The organism is Psychrilyobacter atlanticus DSM 19335, from assembly GCF_000426625.1.
Taxonomy (GTDB): Bacteria; Fusobacteriota; Fusobacteriia; order Fusobacteriales; family Fusobacteriaceae; genus Psychrilyobacter; species Psychrilyobacter atlanticus.
Genome location: NZ_KE384548.1, coordinates 561,294 through 575,969, shown reverse-complemented (window position 1 = coordinate 575,969; position 14,676 = coordinate 561,294). Strand labels below are relative to the sequence as shown.

General features: G+C 28.7%; 13 protein-coding genes. All 13 read right to left on the bottom strand.

Features of this window, described 5'->3' with window-relative positions; all coding sequences use genetic code 11:
* Position 1: 1 nt before the first annotated feature.
* Positions 2 to 172, bottom strand: a complete 171-nt coding sequence (locus tag K337_RS18685; protein ID WP_037029966.1) for a hypothetical protein — start codon at positions 170 to 172, stop codon at positions 2 to 4.
* A gap of 133 nt (positions 173 to 305) precedes the next feature.
* Positions 306 to 2,339, bottom strand: coding sequence for a DNA topoisomerase (locus K337_RS18680; protein WP_037029964.1), 2,034 nt, complete (start codon positions 2,337 to 2,339; stop codon positions 306 to 308).
* A 64-nt stretch (positions 2,340 to 2,403) separates the two neighbouring features.
* On the bottom strand, positions 2,404 to 3,108 hold the full coding sequence (locus K337_RS0114615; RefSeq protein ID WP_028857253.1) for a hypothetical protein: 705 nt from the start codon (positions 3,106 to 3,108) through the stop codon (positions 2,404 to 2,406).
* A gap of 27 nt (positions 3,109 to 3,135) precedes the next feature.
* Entirely contained in the window at positions 3,136 to 3,900 is a 765-nt protein-coding gene (locus K337_RS19380; RefSeq protein ID WP_051251814.1) for a hypothetical protein, read from the bottom strand.
* A 68-nt stretch (positions 3,901 to 3,968) separates the two neighbouring features.
* Positions 3,969 to 4,430, bottom strand: a complete 462-nt coding sequence (locus K337_RS0114605; RefSeq protein WP_156877400.1) for a hypothetical protein — start codon at positions 4,428 to 4,430, stop codon at positions 3,969 to 3,971.
* Positions 4,431 to 4,784: 354 nt separating this feature from the next.
* A complete protein-coding gene (locus tag K337_RS0114600; RefSeq protein WP_028857251.1) occupies positions 4,785 to 7,967 on the bottom strand; it encodes an autotransporter domain-containing protein in 3,183 nt (1,060 codons plus the stop codon).
* A gap of 137 nt (positions 7,968 to 8,104) precedes the next feature.
* Positions 8,105 to 8,599 carry a S26 family signal peptidase gene (locus K337_RS0114595; RefSeq protein WP_281168354.1) on the bottom strand — a complete coding sequence of 165 codons (495 nt, stop codon included), beginning with the start codon at positions 8,597 to 8,599 and terminating at the stop codon, positions 8,105 to 8,107.
* Positions 8,600 to 8,638: 39 nt separating this feature from the next.
* The gene (locus K337_RS0114590; RefSeq protein ID WP_028857249.1) at positions 8,639 to 9,055 is read right to left on the bottom strand and encodes a hypothetical protein; all 417 of its coding nucleotides are present in this window, start codon (positions 9,053 to 9,055) and stop codon (positions 8,639 to 8,641) included.
* 112 nt (positions 9,056 to 9,167) lie between these two features.
* Positions 9,168 to 10,172 carry a type IV secretion system protein gene (locus tag K337_RS0114585; RefSeq protein ID WP_028857248.1) on the bottom strand — a complete coding sequence of 335 codons (1,005 nt, stop codon included), beginning with the start codon at positions 10,170 to 10,172 and terminating at the stop codon, positions 9,168 to 9,170.
* An 8-nt stretch (positions 10,173 to 10,180) separates the two neighbouring features.
* Entirely contained in the window at positions 10,181 to 10,933 is a 753-nt protein-coding gene (locus K337_RS0114580; RefSeq protein ID WP_028857247.1) for a hypothetical protein, read from the bottom strand.
* 16 nt (positions 10,934 to 10,949) lie between these two features.
* A complete protein-coding gene (locus tag K337_RS18670) occupies positions 10,950 to 13,409 on the bottom strand; it encodes a TraG/VirB4 family ATPase (RefSeq protein WP_051251813.1) in 2,460 nt (819 codons plus the stop codon).
* Between the two features lie 14 nt (positions 13,410 to 13,423).
* Entirely contained in the window at positions 13,424 to 13,666 is a 243-nt protein-coding gene (locus K337_RS0114570) for a VirB3 family type IV secretion system protein (RefSeq protein ID WP_028857246.1), read from the bottom strand.
* 13 nt (positions 13,667 to 13,679) lie between these two features.
* Positions 13,680 to 14,600, bottom strand: coding sequence for a P-type conjugative transfer ATPase TrbB (gene trbB, locus K337_RS0114565; protein ID WP_028857245.1), 921 nt, complete (start codon positions 14,598 to 14,600; stop codon positions 13,680 to 13,682).
* Between the last annotated feature and the right edge of the window lie 76 nt (positions 14,601 to 14,676).

Below are 14,676 nucleotides of genomic sequence, written 5' to 3'. Positions count from 1 at the left end.
ACTAATTATTCCTATAACGTTTATCAAAGTATTTTCTATGCAACCTGCCACAAATAGTTTTATACCCCTGCTCTTTTAGCTCTGCATTTAACTCTCTTATTATCTTATACGCTGTATTTTCCGATATATCTAAAATCTTCATTAAATCTTCTTTTCTATAGAAATCCTTCATCTCTACCTCCTATACTAATTTTAAATTATCTTTATTTCACCATCCCTTTTCTTTATCTTTGACAACTCTTTAATCCCCCCCTCTATGATCTTTTTTCAATTTCGTAACTTCCGAAATGAAAATTCATAAAAATCTATAATTTTTCTTCAAAATTAACCCAATCACCATTAAGTTTTATTTTTAATTTCTTTACACTTTTTCCTACCATAAATTTAGCTGTTCCATTTTTCTTTAACAATAATTTTGCTTTTGCTTTAGTAATTTTTATTGAATTCTTATAATGCTTTGCTTCTTCCCATAAAGTAAACTTACAACCGTCTTTATATCCTTCACAATAGTAATTTAATTTATCTGTTTTCGTCTTTCCTTGATAAATATTCTTTCCACACTTTGGACATTTTCCTATAATCTCTTTTTCAGCATTAGCTTCGACTTTATCAACCTCAATAACTTTTGATAAAGTTTCTATTAATTCTTTAGAAATTTCATCAATTAGGGTTTTTAAAGATAATTCTCCTTTATTGATTCGTTTCAATTTTTTTGAAAATTCAATATTTCTTTCTTTAAATAGATCTACCTCTAATATCTTTAAGGTCTCTATTAGAATCTCACCTTTCGGTTCTATAGAAAAATTTTGACCTTGCCTACTTATATATCCCTCTTTTAAACATTTGGTGATTACACCTGTCCTTGTAGCTTCAGTACCTATTTCAACACCTTCAAGAATTGCTCTATACTCTTCATCCTCTGTTGTTTTTTCTGTTTTAAACGGATTCTTTAAAAAGGCAGCTAAACTACTCTCATTAATTTTCTTTGGCGGAATAGTCTCTTTTTCAACTTCTTTAAAATTAATTTTAATTCTATCTCCTTCTTTTAACTTTGGAAGGTTGTCTGTTATTTTTTCAGGTTCATATTTCAAAAAACCTTCCTGGTCTATTACTTCTCCTTTTAAATTAAAAATTTCATCTGCAATTTTAATTTCTAAAGTTGTTTTAGATATAACAGTTTCTTCATTTAAAAAATTAGAAATAAATCTATTTAGTATAGTGTCATATACAATACTTTCAACTTTATTAAGATTTACATCATCTATTTTTTTATTTGTTACTATAATCGCACTATGACTTTCAATCTTAGAATCATCAAATATTGATTTTTTCTTTTCTACTTTTAAATTAATTTCTGAATAATTTTTAATTATCTCTTCAATTTTTTCAATCTCATTTTCAGCAAGATACTCTGTATTAGTTCTTGGATAAGTAATAAGTTGTTTCTCGTAAAGACTCTGAATAGTCTTTAATGAATTTTCAAAACTAATCTTATGAGATTTTGAAAGTTCTGATTGCAGTTTTGATAATGAAAATAATTTTTTAGGAACTCTTTTTATATTTTCTTTTTTCACTTTTACAACTATAGCTTCCGACTTATTTAATTTATCCTTTACCTCTTCAATATAATTTTTTTCTTCAGGAGAAAATTTTTGTTTAAGATTTAACTTTATATCTTCTTCAGAAACTAATTGAATATATTTTTCAGATTTAAATTTTTTTATTTTTAAATCCCTTTCATGAATATACTTTATAATTGGAGTCATCACTCTTCCAACCTTTAATAATGTCCCTTTTTTTACTGTACAATAAATTGTAAAGTTAATTCCTAAAAGCCAATCCATATAAGTTCTGGCATAGCCTTCATTAGCTAACGAAAGATATTTTTTATTATCTTTTGTATTTTGTAATTTCAACATTATAGTTTCTTTTGTTTGTTCCGGCAACCACATTCTCCCTACGTGACCGTCATACTCCAATTGCTCGATTATCGTGTCTATGATTATCTGTCCCTCACGATCTGCGTCTCCACAATTTATTATTTTTTCTATTTGATTTTTTTCAATAATATCTTTAATTACTTTGAATTGTTTCTTTACCCCTTCATCATTTTTTATTCGGAATTCAAATTCTTTTGGTATAAATGGCAATTTAATGTCTGACCATTTTATTTTTTCTCCTAGATAGTCTGTAACATTTTTCAATTCAAATAAATGGCCAAAGGCAAAAGTAACAATATAATCATTCACAATAAAATATCCATCTTTTTTATCAAATTTTCCTAATGCTTTAGCTATGTTTAGAGCCAAACTTGGTTTTTCACATATTATTAACTTCATTTTATACTCTCCTTTTTTATAATAAAAAAAGCCTATGATAATTCATAGGCTTTTAGTATGTATTTTATATTTTTTCAATTTTACAAAAATTAATATCTTTTATTTCTAAATAAACACCATGGTTAAAATGAACATTCGAACCAATAAAAACAATATTATAACTTTCTTTTACCTTCAATTTAAAAAATAAATTTAAAGGTATTAAAATATTTGGAATATTTGAATCACGATTTGTTCTCAAAACAACTTTTTGATCTTTATCATATTTAGTATATGAGTTAATCGTTATTTCACCATAAAAAATTCTCAATTCATCGTCTATATATTTTTTATTCATACTTATTTTTTTTCTCGGTAAATAATACCTCACTTGATGCTCAGTTTTATTTTGAAGAGAAAATACTTCAAATATTGTATTATCATTTATAATATCGAACTCATCATTTTCTCTATTAGGAAGAAAATTATCATTAAAAACTCCTACTAAAAGCTGTTTTATTCTTTCTGTATTTTCAGGAGATTTTTTAATCTCCTGAAAAAATTTAATAGAAATTCGTTTATTTTTTAAAGGACAACCCTGTCGATGTAAAATACGAGGTTCTTTACGAATATGGGGTATTCTATTAATCACATTAAAAACCCCTATTACTCTAGGCTTCCTACACCCCATACAATAAGCATCATTTTTATAGTTCCTATAATTTTCAATAAAAAATTTAAGATCGTATTCTCTATTATCTTTTTTACTGTAAAAACCTATCATTCCCATAAAATACCTCCATCTTTTAGAGGTATTTTAACACAAAAATAACTTATTAGACATAATAATTTCTCTGTCGTAGTAAATTGGATTTCCTTTGTATTCTTTCCACTTTTCCCCCTCTTTAAACTTAACAATAACCTGATCTTTTGATTTATAACTCTTTAAATATTTTGGAGAGTTTATTTTTGCTTTATCTAAAACCCAAAATTTATTCTTAAGAAATTTCCCTTTAATTTTACTATTTCGAATATATCCTCCAAATATTTTAAATTTACCTAATAAAATTGTATGAATAATATCGCTGTTAGAAATTTTTATATTTCCTTTTAGTGATGCGGTTAATATAGGTTTTTCATTTAAAATTAACGATTCATTAATAGATATTTTACCTTCTATAATTTGATAAAAAATAGCACTGTCTCTTATTCTAATAATTCCTTTAGCTCTTAGATTAAATATGCATTCTGAATCGATAATTTTACTTTTACCTCTTAATTCTAAAAAAGAAGCCTCTATTCTAGAATTATCTATCTTTCCATTCCCTTTGATTTCACTTTCAAAAATTTCGCTACATTCAAGATTTATATTTTCTGATATTTTACTTTTATATAAGCTTGAAGAATAAGGGACCCATGAATTATCATCATGTGAGAGATCATCTTCACTTGAAATTTCCCCTCCAACTGTACCTTTTTTTATATTCCCAAAATCTTTTAATGCTATTATTTCTTTTAATCTTACAGAAGTATCTTTGTAATTACTAAAAGATACATTTCCTGTAAATTCATATTTTTTCATCTTTACCCCCTTTTAATTTTTTTAAGCCTTATTAAATTGTCAAAGTCCAAATTTATAGTGTAATTTTATTAACCCTTCCTTGTTTCATTTATAGTTTTTAATCCTTGTTTTATTTCTTGAAAACTCTCTAATAACCCTAATTCATTGAGTTTTATTTTTATAATTGTTATATTATCATGGGTTATATACTTAATCTTTAATGGTAAACCATCGTCATCAACGATTAACTCAATATTATTAATATTTTCCCAACAAATAAAATCTGATGTAGTTTTTTTATAGTTTTCTCTTGCATAGATATTATTTTTATTTATTCCTATATATTCTTCAATAAAAATTCTATTGGTATCAAATCCAAAGTTTATAGCAAGTACATTTACAGTTTCGCCCTTTTTAGAAACCTTATGCTGATAAGCATTATTACAAATTATATAATCGGTTTTTTCTATAGTATATTTTAAATGATCTATAAATTGTTCTCTTGTTAGATTATAAAGTTTCATTCCTTCACCTCTTCGATCAACTTCCATTCTCTCGTATAATAAATTTAGCAATTTTTATTCTTTCATTCATCTTAAAATTCCATAGAATTTTATATACATTAAGAATATAATCCCCATTTTTTTAAGCCTTTATCTTCCGCCCTATCGGTTGGGTTGGTGATCTAAGTAACCACATACGCGAACACTTATATCCCCTAAATTTAAAATAGATAGTTCATCCTTATAAATTTTTTGACTATGGCTGAAATTTGATATAAGATTAACTTAGGTTCCTTCTCTTTCATTTATTCCTAAAGTAAATATTTTTAGGAACCTAGATAAAGAGTTTTGTCACTCTGTTTTTTATCTGTCCCCCGCTTCTCCTAGAAGTGGGGTTTTTAATTAAAACAAGTAATTTAATCCAATATTTCCTACAAAACCTTCAAAGTCATTCCCTATCCTATATCCTACTTTTGTATATATAGTTAATAAGTCTTCTGTTTCGTAGCTTCCTCCCATTAAGATCTCCCCATAAAAATCATCATTGTTATATCCATCTATCTTAACTTTATCTGTGCTTAAAGTATTAAATGTTGAATCTAAATCTTTATATGGGTCTCCTAACTCTGCATATCCTGTTACACTTCCCTCAAGATTGATTTTACTTCTGTTTTCTAAATAGAAATCTCTTCCTAGTGCTAAACCTATCCCTGTTTCTAGAGATATGGAATTTACACCATCAATTTCTAAACCTTGATCTCCTGATTCTGAAATATCATCTTGCATCATATATGTAAAATTAATCTCAAATTTAGGCTTTATATAGTTCCCGTTAAAATAATATTTTTTACTTACTTCATTGTTTATTCCTAAATAATAGTTATTAATATCATCTGTCATAGTTTCATTTAAGCTCCCAAATGCCAAAGTTCTCTCTAATGCCGTATCTGTAATTCCTCCAAAAACCATGGATGTAAACTTTAACCTTTCATCATTTTCATATGTAAGGTATAAATTCCCTTGATAATAATAATCTTCTCTAGGCCCACCCTCGTTCTCTTTAGATTCTGTATCACTTTTTCCAATAGTAATAATTCCACCAATACGAGTATTTTTACTCAATTGTTTTTCTGCTCCTAAATAAACACTGTATAAATCAGTATCATATCCTGAGATATCATTATATGAATCATTTTCTAATCTTGTTACATTAACCCCTGCTATTGCTATAGTTTCATCTACTTCTCTATACTTCACGTTATCTATAACATTATTAACTATTACTTGATTACTATCGTTTATTATTTCGAAAGTCTGCTTAGCTAATGTTGGATAGTAAGACATTCCATAACTATCTTCAGCAGCTTTATTCAAGCCTTTTTCTGTTGTCACTAGTTTTAGGGCATCATAGTAGTTCTCTTTGAATTTATCTCCATTTTCTTCATAGTTATCTTCTAATATTTTTCCTAACTCTTCATTGCTAACAATGGCATTAAAATCTTTCCTATCTAAGACAACATCATAAAACCCATTTTCATCTGCATTTTCCGTAAAATCAGCATTAAACATCGCTGAATTAGAGATTATCTCTCCTTCTAAGTTTGTTGTCTTCAACATCTTATATGTACTATAAATATCATCATATCCGCCCATTGCTAAAGCTCCACTAGCATAGATATCACCTTTTATTGTTTCTGCTTCCAGGCTCCCTCCATCAGACATAATGAACTGACCATTTCCCATTTTATCTGTATTAAATTCTCCTTCCGTAACTATAGATCCTGAGTTTGAAAAAGTAGCACCACCAGATAAAACAATCTTTTGATTTCCTGTAGTTCCAGAAGCAATATTTATATCACCATTATTAACATATGAACTACCTACTCCATCTACTTTAATCCCTATCCCATCATTAGCATTAAGATTAATTACTCCAAGGTCATCATTTATTCCTGTTGCTCCACTATTAATTTCAATACCGATACCATTATCACCATTTATATTAATAGTTCCTTTATTTATTGCTGTTGATGTATTATTTGCTCTCATTCCTACACCATTCATAGCATTAATCTCTATGATATTTTCATTAGTTACCGTTCCACTATCTATTGCAATCATTCCTACTTTTCCTGTATAACCATCATTGAAAACTATTTTCCCTTTATTTATTGCTATTCCATTTTCTACACTCATTCCATAGGTCCAAATTCCATCTTTTATTTCTATTATTCCTTTTTCTTCATTGATTATCGTTCCACTATCTTTCGCATTCATTCCATAGCTTCCACCATTCATATTAATTGTTCCTTCATTCGTTGCTATTCCTGTACCGTCTACATACATTCCAGAATCATAAATTCCATTTTTACTATTTATATTAATTGTTCCTTTATTTATAGCTGTACTATCGTCATGGGCAATCAATCCGTAACTTCCATCATCACCACTATTTAACACTTCTATTATCCCTTTCTCTTCATTAATTATTGTTCCATTACCAGTTGCATACATTCCAAATGTTGTATTTCCATCACCATTTAAAATTATTCTTCCCTTATTTGTTACTACTCCTCTATCGCCTGCAGTCATTCCTATCCCATGACCATTTAAAGTTATTTTCCCTTCATTTACTGCTGTACTATCGTCATCTGCATTCATCCCATAACTATCACCATCATCACTATTTATTTCTATTATTCCTGTTTCTTCATTGATTATCGTTCCGTTACCTATTGCAAACATTCCATCTTTTATACTGCCGCCGCCACTTAAAATTATTTCCCCTTTGTTTTTCGCTATACCATCCACTGTTTTCATCCCAGAATCCCAAATTCCGCCGTTACTCTCTATTTCTATAACTCCTGTTTCTTCATTTACAACTACTCCAGAAGTATCAGCTTGCATACCTACTTTAGAAATATTAGGTTCTGTTAAAGAGATTAATCCGTTATTAATTATTTTCCCACCATCTATAGCTCTTACACCTTTAGAAGCATTAATAATCCCGTTATTTATTCCATTCCCTCCATTTTCTACCTTCATTCCATATTTCCACTCTCCTGCAACTGTTATAGTTGCTTCGTTTATAATTTCACCGCCTATTGTTTTCAAACCATCATTCGTATTAGTTGTAACATCATGCGTTAGTGTATATGAAGTTCCTGTAATATCTTTTCCATCTTCCCAAATTATTATCTCTGGTTTATATATTGGAGGAACTGTTGGTGTTATAGGTTCATATTTATCTATTGGTCTTAATGGATCTACTTCTGGAGTTAATGGTTTATACTCGCCTATTGGCCTTAATGGATCTACTTCTGGGGTTAACGGCTTGTATTCACCTATTGGCCTTAATGGTGGGTTTACAGTTCCTTTCTTTTTATAACTCTTAGAATGTCTACTATTCTTATTGTAGTAATTGAAATTTCCAAATACTAATATCTTATTTTCTTGAAATCTTTTCTCATCATTTAATAAGTTGTTTTTATTTACTTTAATGAATTCATTTTGATTTTCATTTAATTGTGCATTAGCTAAGTTTGATATAGCTATTAGTGCTATAATTGCTATCTTTTTTTTCATATTACCTCCCTTAAATTATTGATAAAATAAAAGGCCTGTTAAAGAAAATAATCAAAGATTACTTTTTCTAACAGACCTTGAGCTCTTGCTCACTAACCTAATATAATTTTAAAATTCATTTTAGAGTGATACCCTAATCAACGACTATCTTTATTAGTCTTAATTTTAAAATATTTGTTATTTACTTTTTTAGCCATATATTTAATTTGATCCTTTTTAATTTTCCCAAAATATCTAGAATCAAAAGAGTTTTCTTTGACTCCTAAAGTTAGGAATTCATCTTCTTTTAGAGTAAAATCATCATTGTTTAATACCGGAAGAGGTCTTTTTAATGTGTCGTATGTTTGTACTTTAAATTGTTCCCCTGATATATGAAGTTCATCTGCTTTTAGGTAAACATCGTCATTATATGTTCCTTTAACCTCTTTAATAAGATATTTTGTAAATCTAGGTAAATAACCTCTCTCAAATATTATATTTTGTATCTCTTTATCTAACCTATCAATAGGTATAACTACAATATCTTCTTTTTCTATATTTTGAGCCTTTGGTGAAAGAAAATAAAAACCTTTTGGGATAGAATCACTAATATTATATGTAAAAAATCTAGATAACAAAATCACTCCTAAGATGAATATAATAATAAACTTCTTCTTAATTTTAACCCCCTCCTATTTAAAATGTGGGAAAGCTGGTTTTTCTCTGTCTATTCTCTCTAAATAAGCTCCCGGATCCTTTGTTGCTTCTATTAATTCTTTTTTATATTCTTCTTCATTGATATCATTATATTTTCTCCTAAAATTCACCCTTGAAATTGCTCTTCTTTTTATTCTAACTTCTTTAGATACTTCTTCGAGTGTTGATTCCCATTCTCTGTACTCAGCATAAGCATCTTCATTACCTTTGTCATATAATCGAGACAATTCTCTAAGTATTTTATAATACTTCTCTGCTGCTGCTTCTCTTGTTGCTTCATCCTCTGAGTAACTTTTTAAAATTAATTCTCTCTTTTCGTTTGGAGAATATGTTTTCATTCCACACCCTATTAATACCCCTACTAACCCTAATACTAACAATAGTTTTTTCATTTGTATTCCTCCTTCATTGTTTATTCCTATTAACTATATATTTTACTAAATTAAACATAGATATAGCCTTCACTAAGATGCTTTATTTTTGTTTTGATTTATGCTATAGCTTTTATTTTTTTCCTGTAAACTTCTTACCTAAACTAGCACCTGCTTTTCCTAATCCCATTCCACCTTTTCCAATAATGTTAGCTCCTCTTCCCGCTAAATTAGACATGGATGTTCTAGAAGATGCATTTCCTTTTAACCCTTCTTTTAAATTCCCAGCTTTCTGTATTCCACCTCTAGTATTATTAATGATTGACCTTCCTGTCGATCCCCCTAATGTAGCAACATCATTTCCACTCAGATTAGGAGAGCCAGATAATATACTAGCAACAAGACTAGGACATTTAAGCATTAAAAACATCAATGTTCCTAAAGATGAAACTTTATAAATACTATCTTGATGGGCATTCAGTATTGCTGCCTTTGTAGTAAAAGAGGTTAAGAAATCAACTGATAGATTTAAAATTAGCGATAAAACCATTAACTTTATTGATAAATTCAAAACTAAAGAAAAAACCTTTTCTGCTAAAAATGCCGTTTTGTTCAGCACTGCAAATGGTAAAAAGATAACTCCTATCCCCACTATTGCAAAAAACTCCATCCATGCTATGAATATTGAAAGAGCCATAAAAAATACAATAATTAAAATAATAGCTATATAAAAATAACTAACTACTATATCTCCTATATTTGTTATTCCCATATCTTTAACTTTACTTAATATATCAGCTGTTAGATTCACTCCTATATCAATTATTTTAGAAGGACTTCTAAAGAATTCAATACCTGCTTTCCCACCTAAAGCAACCTCTCCTATTTTAATAAATGAATCAATAAGAACATTTACTAAACTAGAATAATCAGTTATAAAGTATGTGATCATGCCGTATTTAAAAGTTTTTTTACATAATGTTTTTATGACATCTATCTCTCCTAATTGAAAAGCTAATAATCCTAGATCTATCGTAACTAATGTAGCTAAAAGTCCCAATGCATAGGGTTGTAAATTATCTGGAATAACTAATAACTTTTTTTCAAAGAATTTCATTAATTCTGTTAAATTTCCCATAATCCCCCCTACTTAAATTTTCCTATTTCTAGATTTCCTGTTTCTGATTCTTTTCTATCTTTTGTTAGATATTCATCCATTAATTTTTCTTCAGTTTCTTTACGAATTCTTTCTTTTTCTTGTTTACTTGCTTCTATAGTTCCTATTAACTTTATCTCTTGAGCTTGTAACTGCTTTAATTCCATTAAATGACCTGCACTTAACCCTGCTATTTGATTGGCTGATTGCAGAGCCTGCAAACTCCCTTCTGAATTACCAGCAGATTCTACTAATGCATTAACCCTTTCATAATCATTATTATATTTATCCGGATCTACTAAAGAACTATTCAGTGCATCATAAACACTATTATTTAATTCATCAGCAACTTCTTTGCTTTTACTATTTAAATCATTTACCGACATAGAAGTATCAGGATTTTGAGGAAATAGATCTAAAAATTTATTAGACATATCTTCAGATCTCTTAATAACACTTTTTGTAGAATTGTTTAATCGTATTATTTGATGGAGTGACTGTTGTAAGCTTTGTAAACTATTCACACTTAAGCTTCTGTCTAGAGTTGCAAGCTGTTTAGCTTCATTCTGTAAACTCTTTATTTGATTTTGATAGCCTTTTATCTGGTTTTCTATCATATTTATTTGATTTAGTTTTTGTTCTACAGCCAATAAGTAGTTCATTGGATCATAAACTGGTAAAGTAGCAAAGGTTATTGTATTCATAGCAATCAGCATTAGAAAAATATTTTTCAATCTATTCACTCTTTTTCCCTCCTTCTCATTTCGGAAGTTCCGAAATACGTTTTATTACTTTCTCAACTACTTCATTTGGTTTTTCAATACCTTTATACATAAGCCACTCAATATTAAAATTTTTATTCTCTAAATTTTCTAAAGTTTGATACTTCTTATTATCAGTTTCACTAGAGGTTGCTAGATATGAAAGCTCTATTTGTGATAGATCTAATTCAAACAACCTATTCCCCTTTTCACTTTTATAATAATATTCTTTTTTCTGAGTTGCCTGGGATAGTATCTCTACTTCCTGATCATTAAGACCAAAGCTTTTATATAATTCTATATTCTGTCGTGCTAATGGATCTGGAAGTAAAATCTTTGTTTTACATGAATTTTTTATAGTATTAGATATATTCGAATTAATAATATCTGATAGTTCTTGAGTCGCGAATACAACACTGGCATTTTTCTTTCTAAGAACTTTTAACCATTCCCTTATTTTCTGTTCAAATTGCTCATTATCAAAGAATAACCAACATTCATCAAGAATTATAAGGGTAGGACTTCCATCTAAAGATTGTTCTAACCTATAAAAAAGGTAGGAAAGTATGGGTGTAATGGCAGTTTTATTATCTGAGATCTTTTCCATTTCAAATACTGTATAAAAATTATTTAGATCTATATTTTCGTCATTTGAATCAAAGTATTTCCCCATAATTCCCTGATTCGTATAAGGCTTTATAGCTAACCTTAACTCTTCATCTTGAAGGTATGTTGCAAATGACGAAATAGTTCTTAGTTCTACTGGTGTTTCTTTTAAATCTAATAATGCTTTATATATATGTTCCTTTTTTTCAGGAATCAGTTCTATTTTCTCCTGGATAAATATGTCTTCTAACCATTCCTGGCAAAACTCTATATCTTTATCTATATTTTTTAATGGTTGAAAGCTGATAATATTCTCTTCATGCCCTAAATCATAAAAGATACCATCTAGTGCTTTAGTTAATACTCTAGAGCTGCCTCCCTTATCGAAAGTAAATACCTTTGATTTTTCATACTTAAACCAGTTATTAGTAATTGCATTTAATAATACTGATTTACCACTTCCTGTAGGTCCAATAATCATTGTGTGTCCTACATCCCCCTGATGTAAATTAAGATAAAAAGGTGTTGATCCACTAGTACTAGTAGCTATTAATGATGTATCTTTCAGGTGTTTATTTCTTTGCTCTCCTTGCCAAACGCAGCTAAGTGGTAAAAGATGTGATAAGAACATAGAATTTATTAGCGGCTTTCTTACGTTATATGTGAAGTTTCCAGGTAAGCTACCTAAATACCCTTCAACACTATTTAAGCTTTCTTCTACGCACGTAAACCCAATACTGTTTATGACTTTTTGTATTAAATTACTATTGTCTCTTAAGAGTTGAAAATCTTTATTTCGAAGGATTAATACGTTTGTATAGTATCCTAAAGATGCATATTCACCTTGGATAAGTTCTTTCTCTTCCTGGACTTCTTCAGCTTTTGATAATGAATCTCTATTGATGTTATGTTCGGTTTCCCTCCCGGTAAAAGTTTCTTGTATTAGTTGGAAAAAAGATTTTCTTCCTCCAAACCATTTCTTATACTGAGAATTCAATGTTTTAAGAGCTTCTTCTTTCTCTATAGGGATAAACCTGGTTACCCATCTATAGTTTATAGGTAGCCTGTTTAAGGCATCTAAAATACAAGAATAAGAAGTATCTGGGAAACTATTTATAGATATTACTTTCAGATATTCATCTTTTAATCTAGGTTCTAAACCTCCAATTAATTCAGTGTCATATAAATAATAATCTATAGGTGTTTCTAAAGTTGGAACTGTCATATTTATATCTTGTCTAGATATCGTTGAATGTAAGTATGTCAGCAATTCCTGCTGATTTAATAGTTTAGCTTCAACAAAATATGTAGAAAATTCACTAAAGAAAAATGAAATTTTTGAGATAAAATCATCTATATATTTTTTAGCAATAATTTCTTTTACATCATCCTTAGTTTTCGTTATATATAGATCACTTATCTTTTGAGAATTATCCTTTGGAGGACTATATACAATGGTAAAATAGTATTCACTCTCATAGTGGTTACCACTTTCAAAATTCTCTTTTCTTTTAGATTCCATTAGGTAAAGTGGTATTTTATTGGTTTTATCTATATGACTTTCATATACCTTACTTTTCTTTCTTCTAGCTTCTATATAGAAACTATATTCACTCCCTAACCTTTTCATTAGTTCATTTATCTTATAGGATATTAGATCAACAGTATCATCAAGACTAGAATCTAGGTCCTGACCTCTATATTTAATAGTTACCTGTAAAGTCCCATCTTTATTAAGCATAAGACCTAATTGATTATTTTTCTCATCTTCTTCAACATCTAAATTTATTAAGTATCCCCAAGGGATATAATTAAACAATTTATCTTCATTTGAATATTCTTTAAATATCATTTATTCTATTCCTCCTATGGGTAATAAATTTTTTTAGTTTTTATGTACCTCATAAAAATTTTAAAAAAATCACTATCTTTTTTTGTAGCAATAATTATTAGAACATGGAATACCAGAAACACCGGTATAACCATCATGTTTTGTAAACCTAAGATAAATATAGCTATTAATGTTGAATTCAAAATAACTAATTTTCTATCTCCACCTGCTAGAGTATGTTCTTTAGTTATCGCTTTACATACCTGGTATTCTTTCATTTGAACCTCCAGCTTAATTTATTTTTTCTAATATATACTCATTCTTTTCATATTTTTTAACTTTAACTATTTCATGTATTTTTCGTTTAAGTCCGTCTTTTTTTATATTTATAATTAAATTAACAGCTTCAGCAATCATTTTTTGTTGAGGGGTAGATGAAATCTCCTGAATATACTGTTCCAACTTATCTAATCCAGATTTACTGTCATTAGCATGAATAGTTGAAACACCTCCTGGATGACCTGAATTCCATGCTTTTAAAAGGTCCAGGGCTTCTCCTCCTCTTACCTCCCCAACTATTATTCTATCTGGTCTAAATCTCATAGTTGATTTTAGTAGATCTCTCATACTTGTATGTGGAGTAGTTCTCATGAATACATGATCTTCATTATTACATTGAAGTTCCTGTGTATCTTCTAATATTACAATTCGATTATTATAGTTCTTCATCTCATTGATAATTGCATTAGTTAGTGTTGTTTTCCCTGTAGAAGTACCTCCAACAACTAATATATTCATCCTTTCTTCAATAGCTCTTTGGATTACTTTCATTTGTTCAAGAGTCATTATCTTATCTTTTACATATCTATCTAGTGAAAAGACCATTGAAGCTTTTTTCCTAATTGTAAAACTTGGATTAATAACTGAAGGTGGAATCATTCCTTGGAATCTAGACCCACATCCTGGGAGTTCAGCACTAATAATGGTGCTAAACTTATTCATAACCTCATTACTATTAGTTGAAACAATATTTATTATCTTTCTTGAATTTTGTGAAGGGATTATTTCTCCTGTAAAGATCCTTCCTTTTGAAAGAGTATCTATCCAAAGCTTTTTATCTGGATTAACCATTATTTCTATTACATCTTTATCATCTAGATAGGTTAAAATTTTATCTCCTAAAGCACTTTTTAATAGTGATAAATTAATCATATTTCTCTCCTTGACCCTGTCTTATTTCAAATTATTCTTCCGCCCTTTGGTTGGGTTGGATATTAGAGTAACCTCT

Excerpts from the sequence above, each read along its gene's own strand:
- K337_RS0114605 (WP_156877400.1), bottom strand. The coding sequence starts at position 4,430 with ATGGAAGTTGATCGAAGAGGTGAAGGAATGAAACTTTATAATCTAACA.
- K337_RS0114615 (WP_028857253.1), bottom strand. The coding sequence starts at position 3,108 with ATGGGAATGATAGGTTTTTACAGTAAAAAAGATAATAGAGAATACGAT.
- K337_RS0114590 (WP_028857249.1), bottom strand. The coding sequence starts at position 9,055 with ATGAAAAAACTATTGTTAGTATTAGGGTTAGTAGGGGTATTAATAGGG.
- K337_RS18685 (WP_037029966.1), bottom strand. The coding sequence starts at position 172 with ATGAAGGATTTCTATAGAAAAGAAGATTTAATGAAGATTTTAGATATA.
- K337_RS0114585 (WP_028857248.1), bottom strand. The coding sequence starts at position 10,172 with ATGGGAAATTTAACAGAATTAATGAAATTCTTTGAAAAAAAGTTATTA.
- K337_RS19380 (WP_051251814.1), bottom strand. The coding sequence starts at position 3,900 with ATGAAAAAATATGAATTTACAGGAAATGTATCTTTTAGTAATTACAAA.
- K337_RS0114600 (WP_028857251.1), bottom strand. The coding sequence starts at position 7,967 with ATGAAAAAAAAGATAGCAATTATAGCACTAATAGCTATATCAAACTTA.
- K337_RS18680 (WP_037029964.1), bottom strand. The coding sequence starts at position 2,339 with ATGAAGTTAATAATATGTGAAAAACCAAGTTTGGCTCTAAACATAGCT.
- K337_RS0114570 (WP_028857246.1), bottom strand. The coding sequence starts at position 13,666 with ATGAAAGAATACCAGGTATGTAAAGCGATAACTAAAGAACATACTCTA.
- trbB (WP_028857245.1), bottom strand. The coding sequence starts at position 14,600 with ATGATTAATTTATCACTATTAAAAAGTGCTTTAGGAGATAAAATTTTA.
- K337_RS18670 (WP_051251813.1), bottom strand. The coding sequence starts at position 13,409 with ATGATATTTAAAGAATATTCAAATGAAGATAAATTGTTTAATTATATC.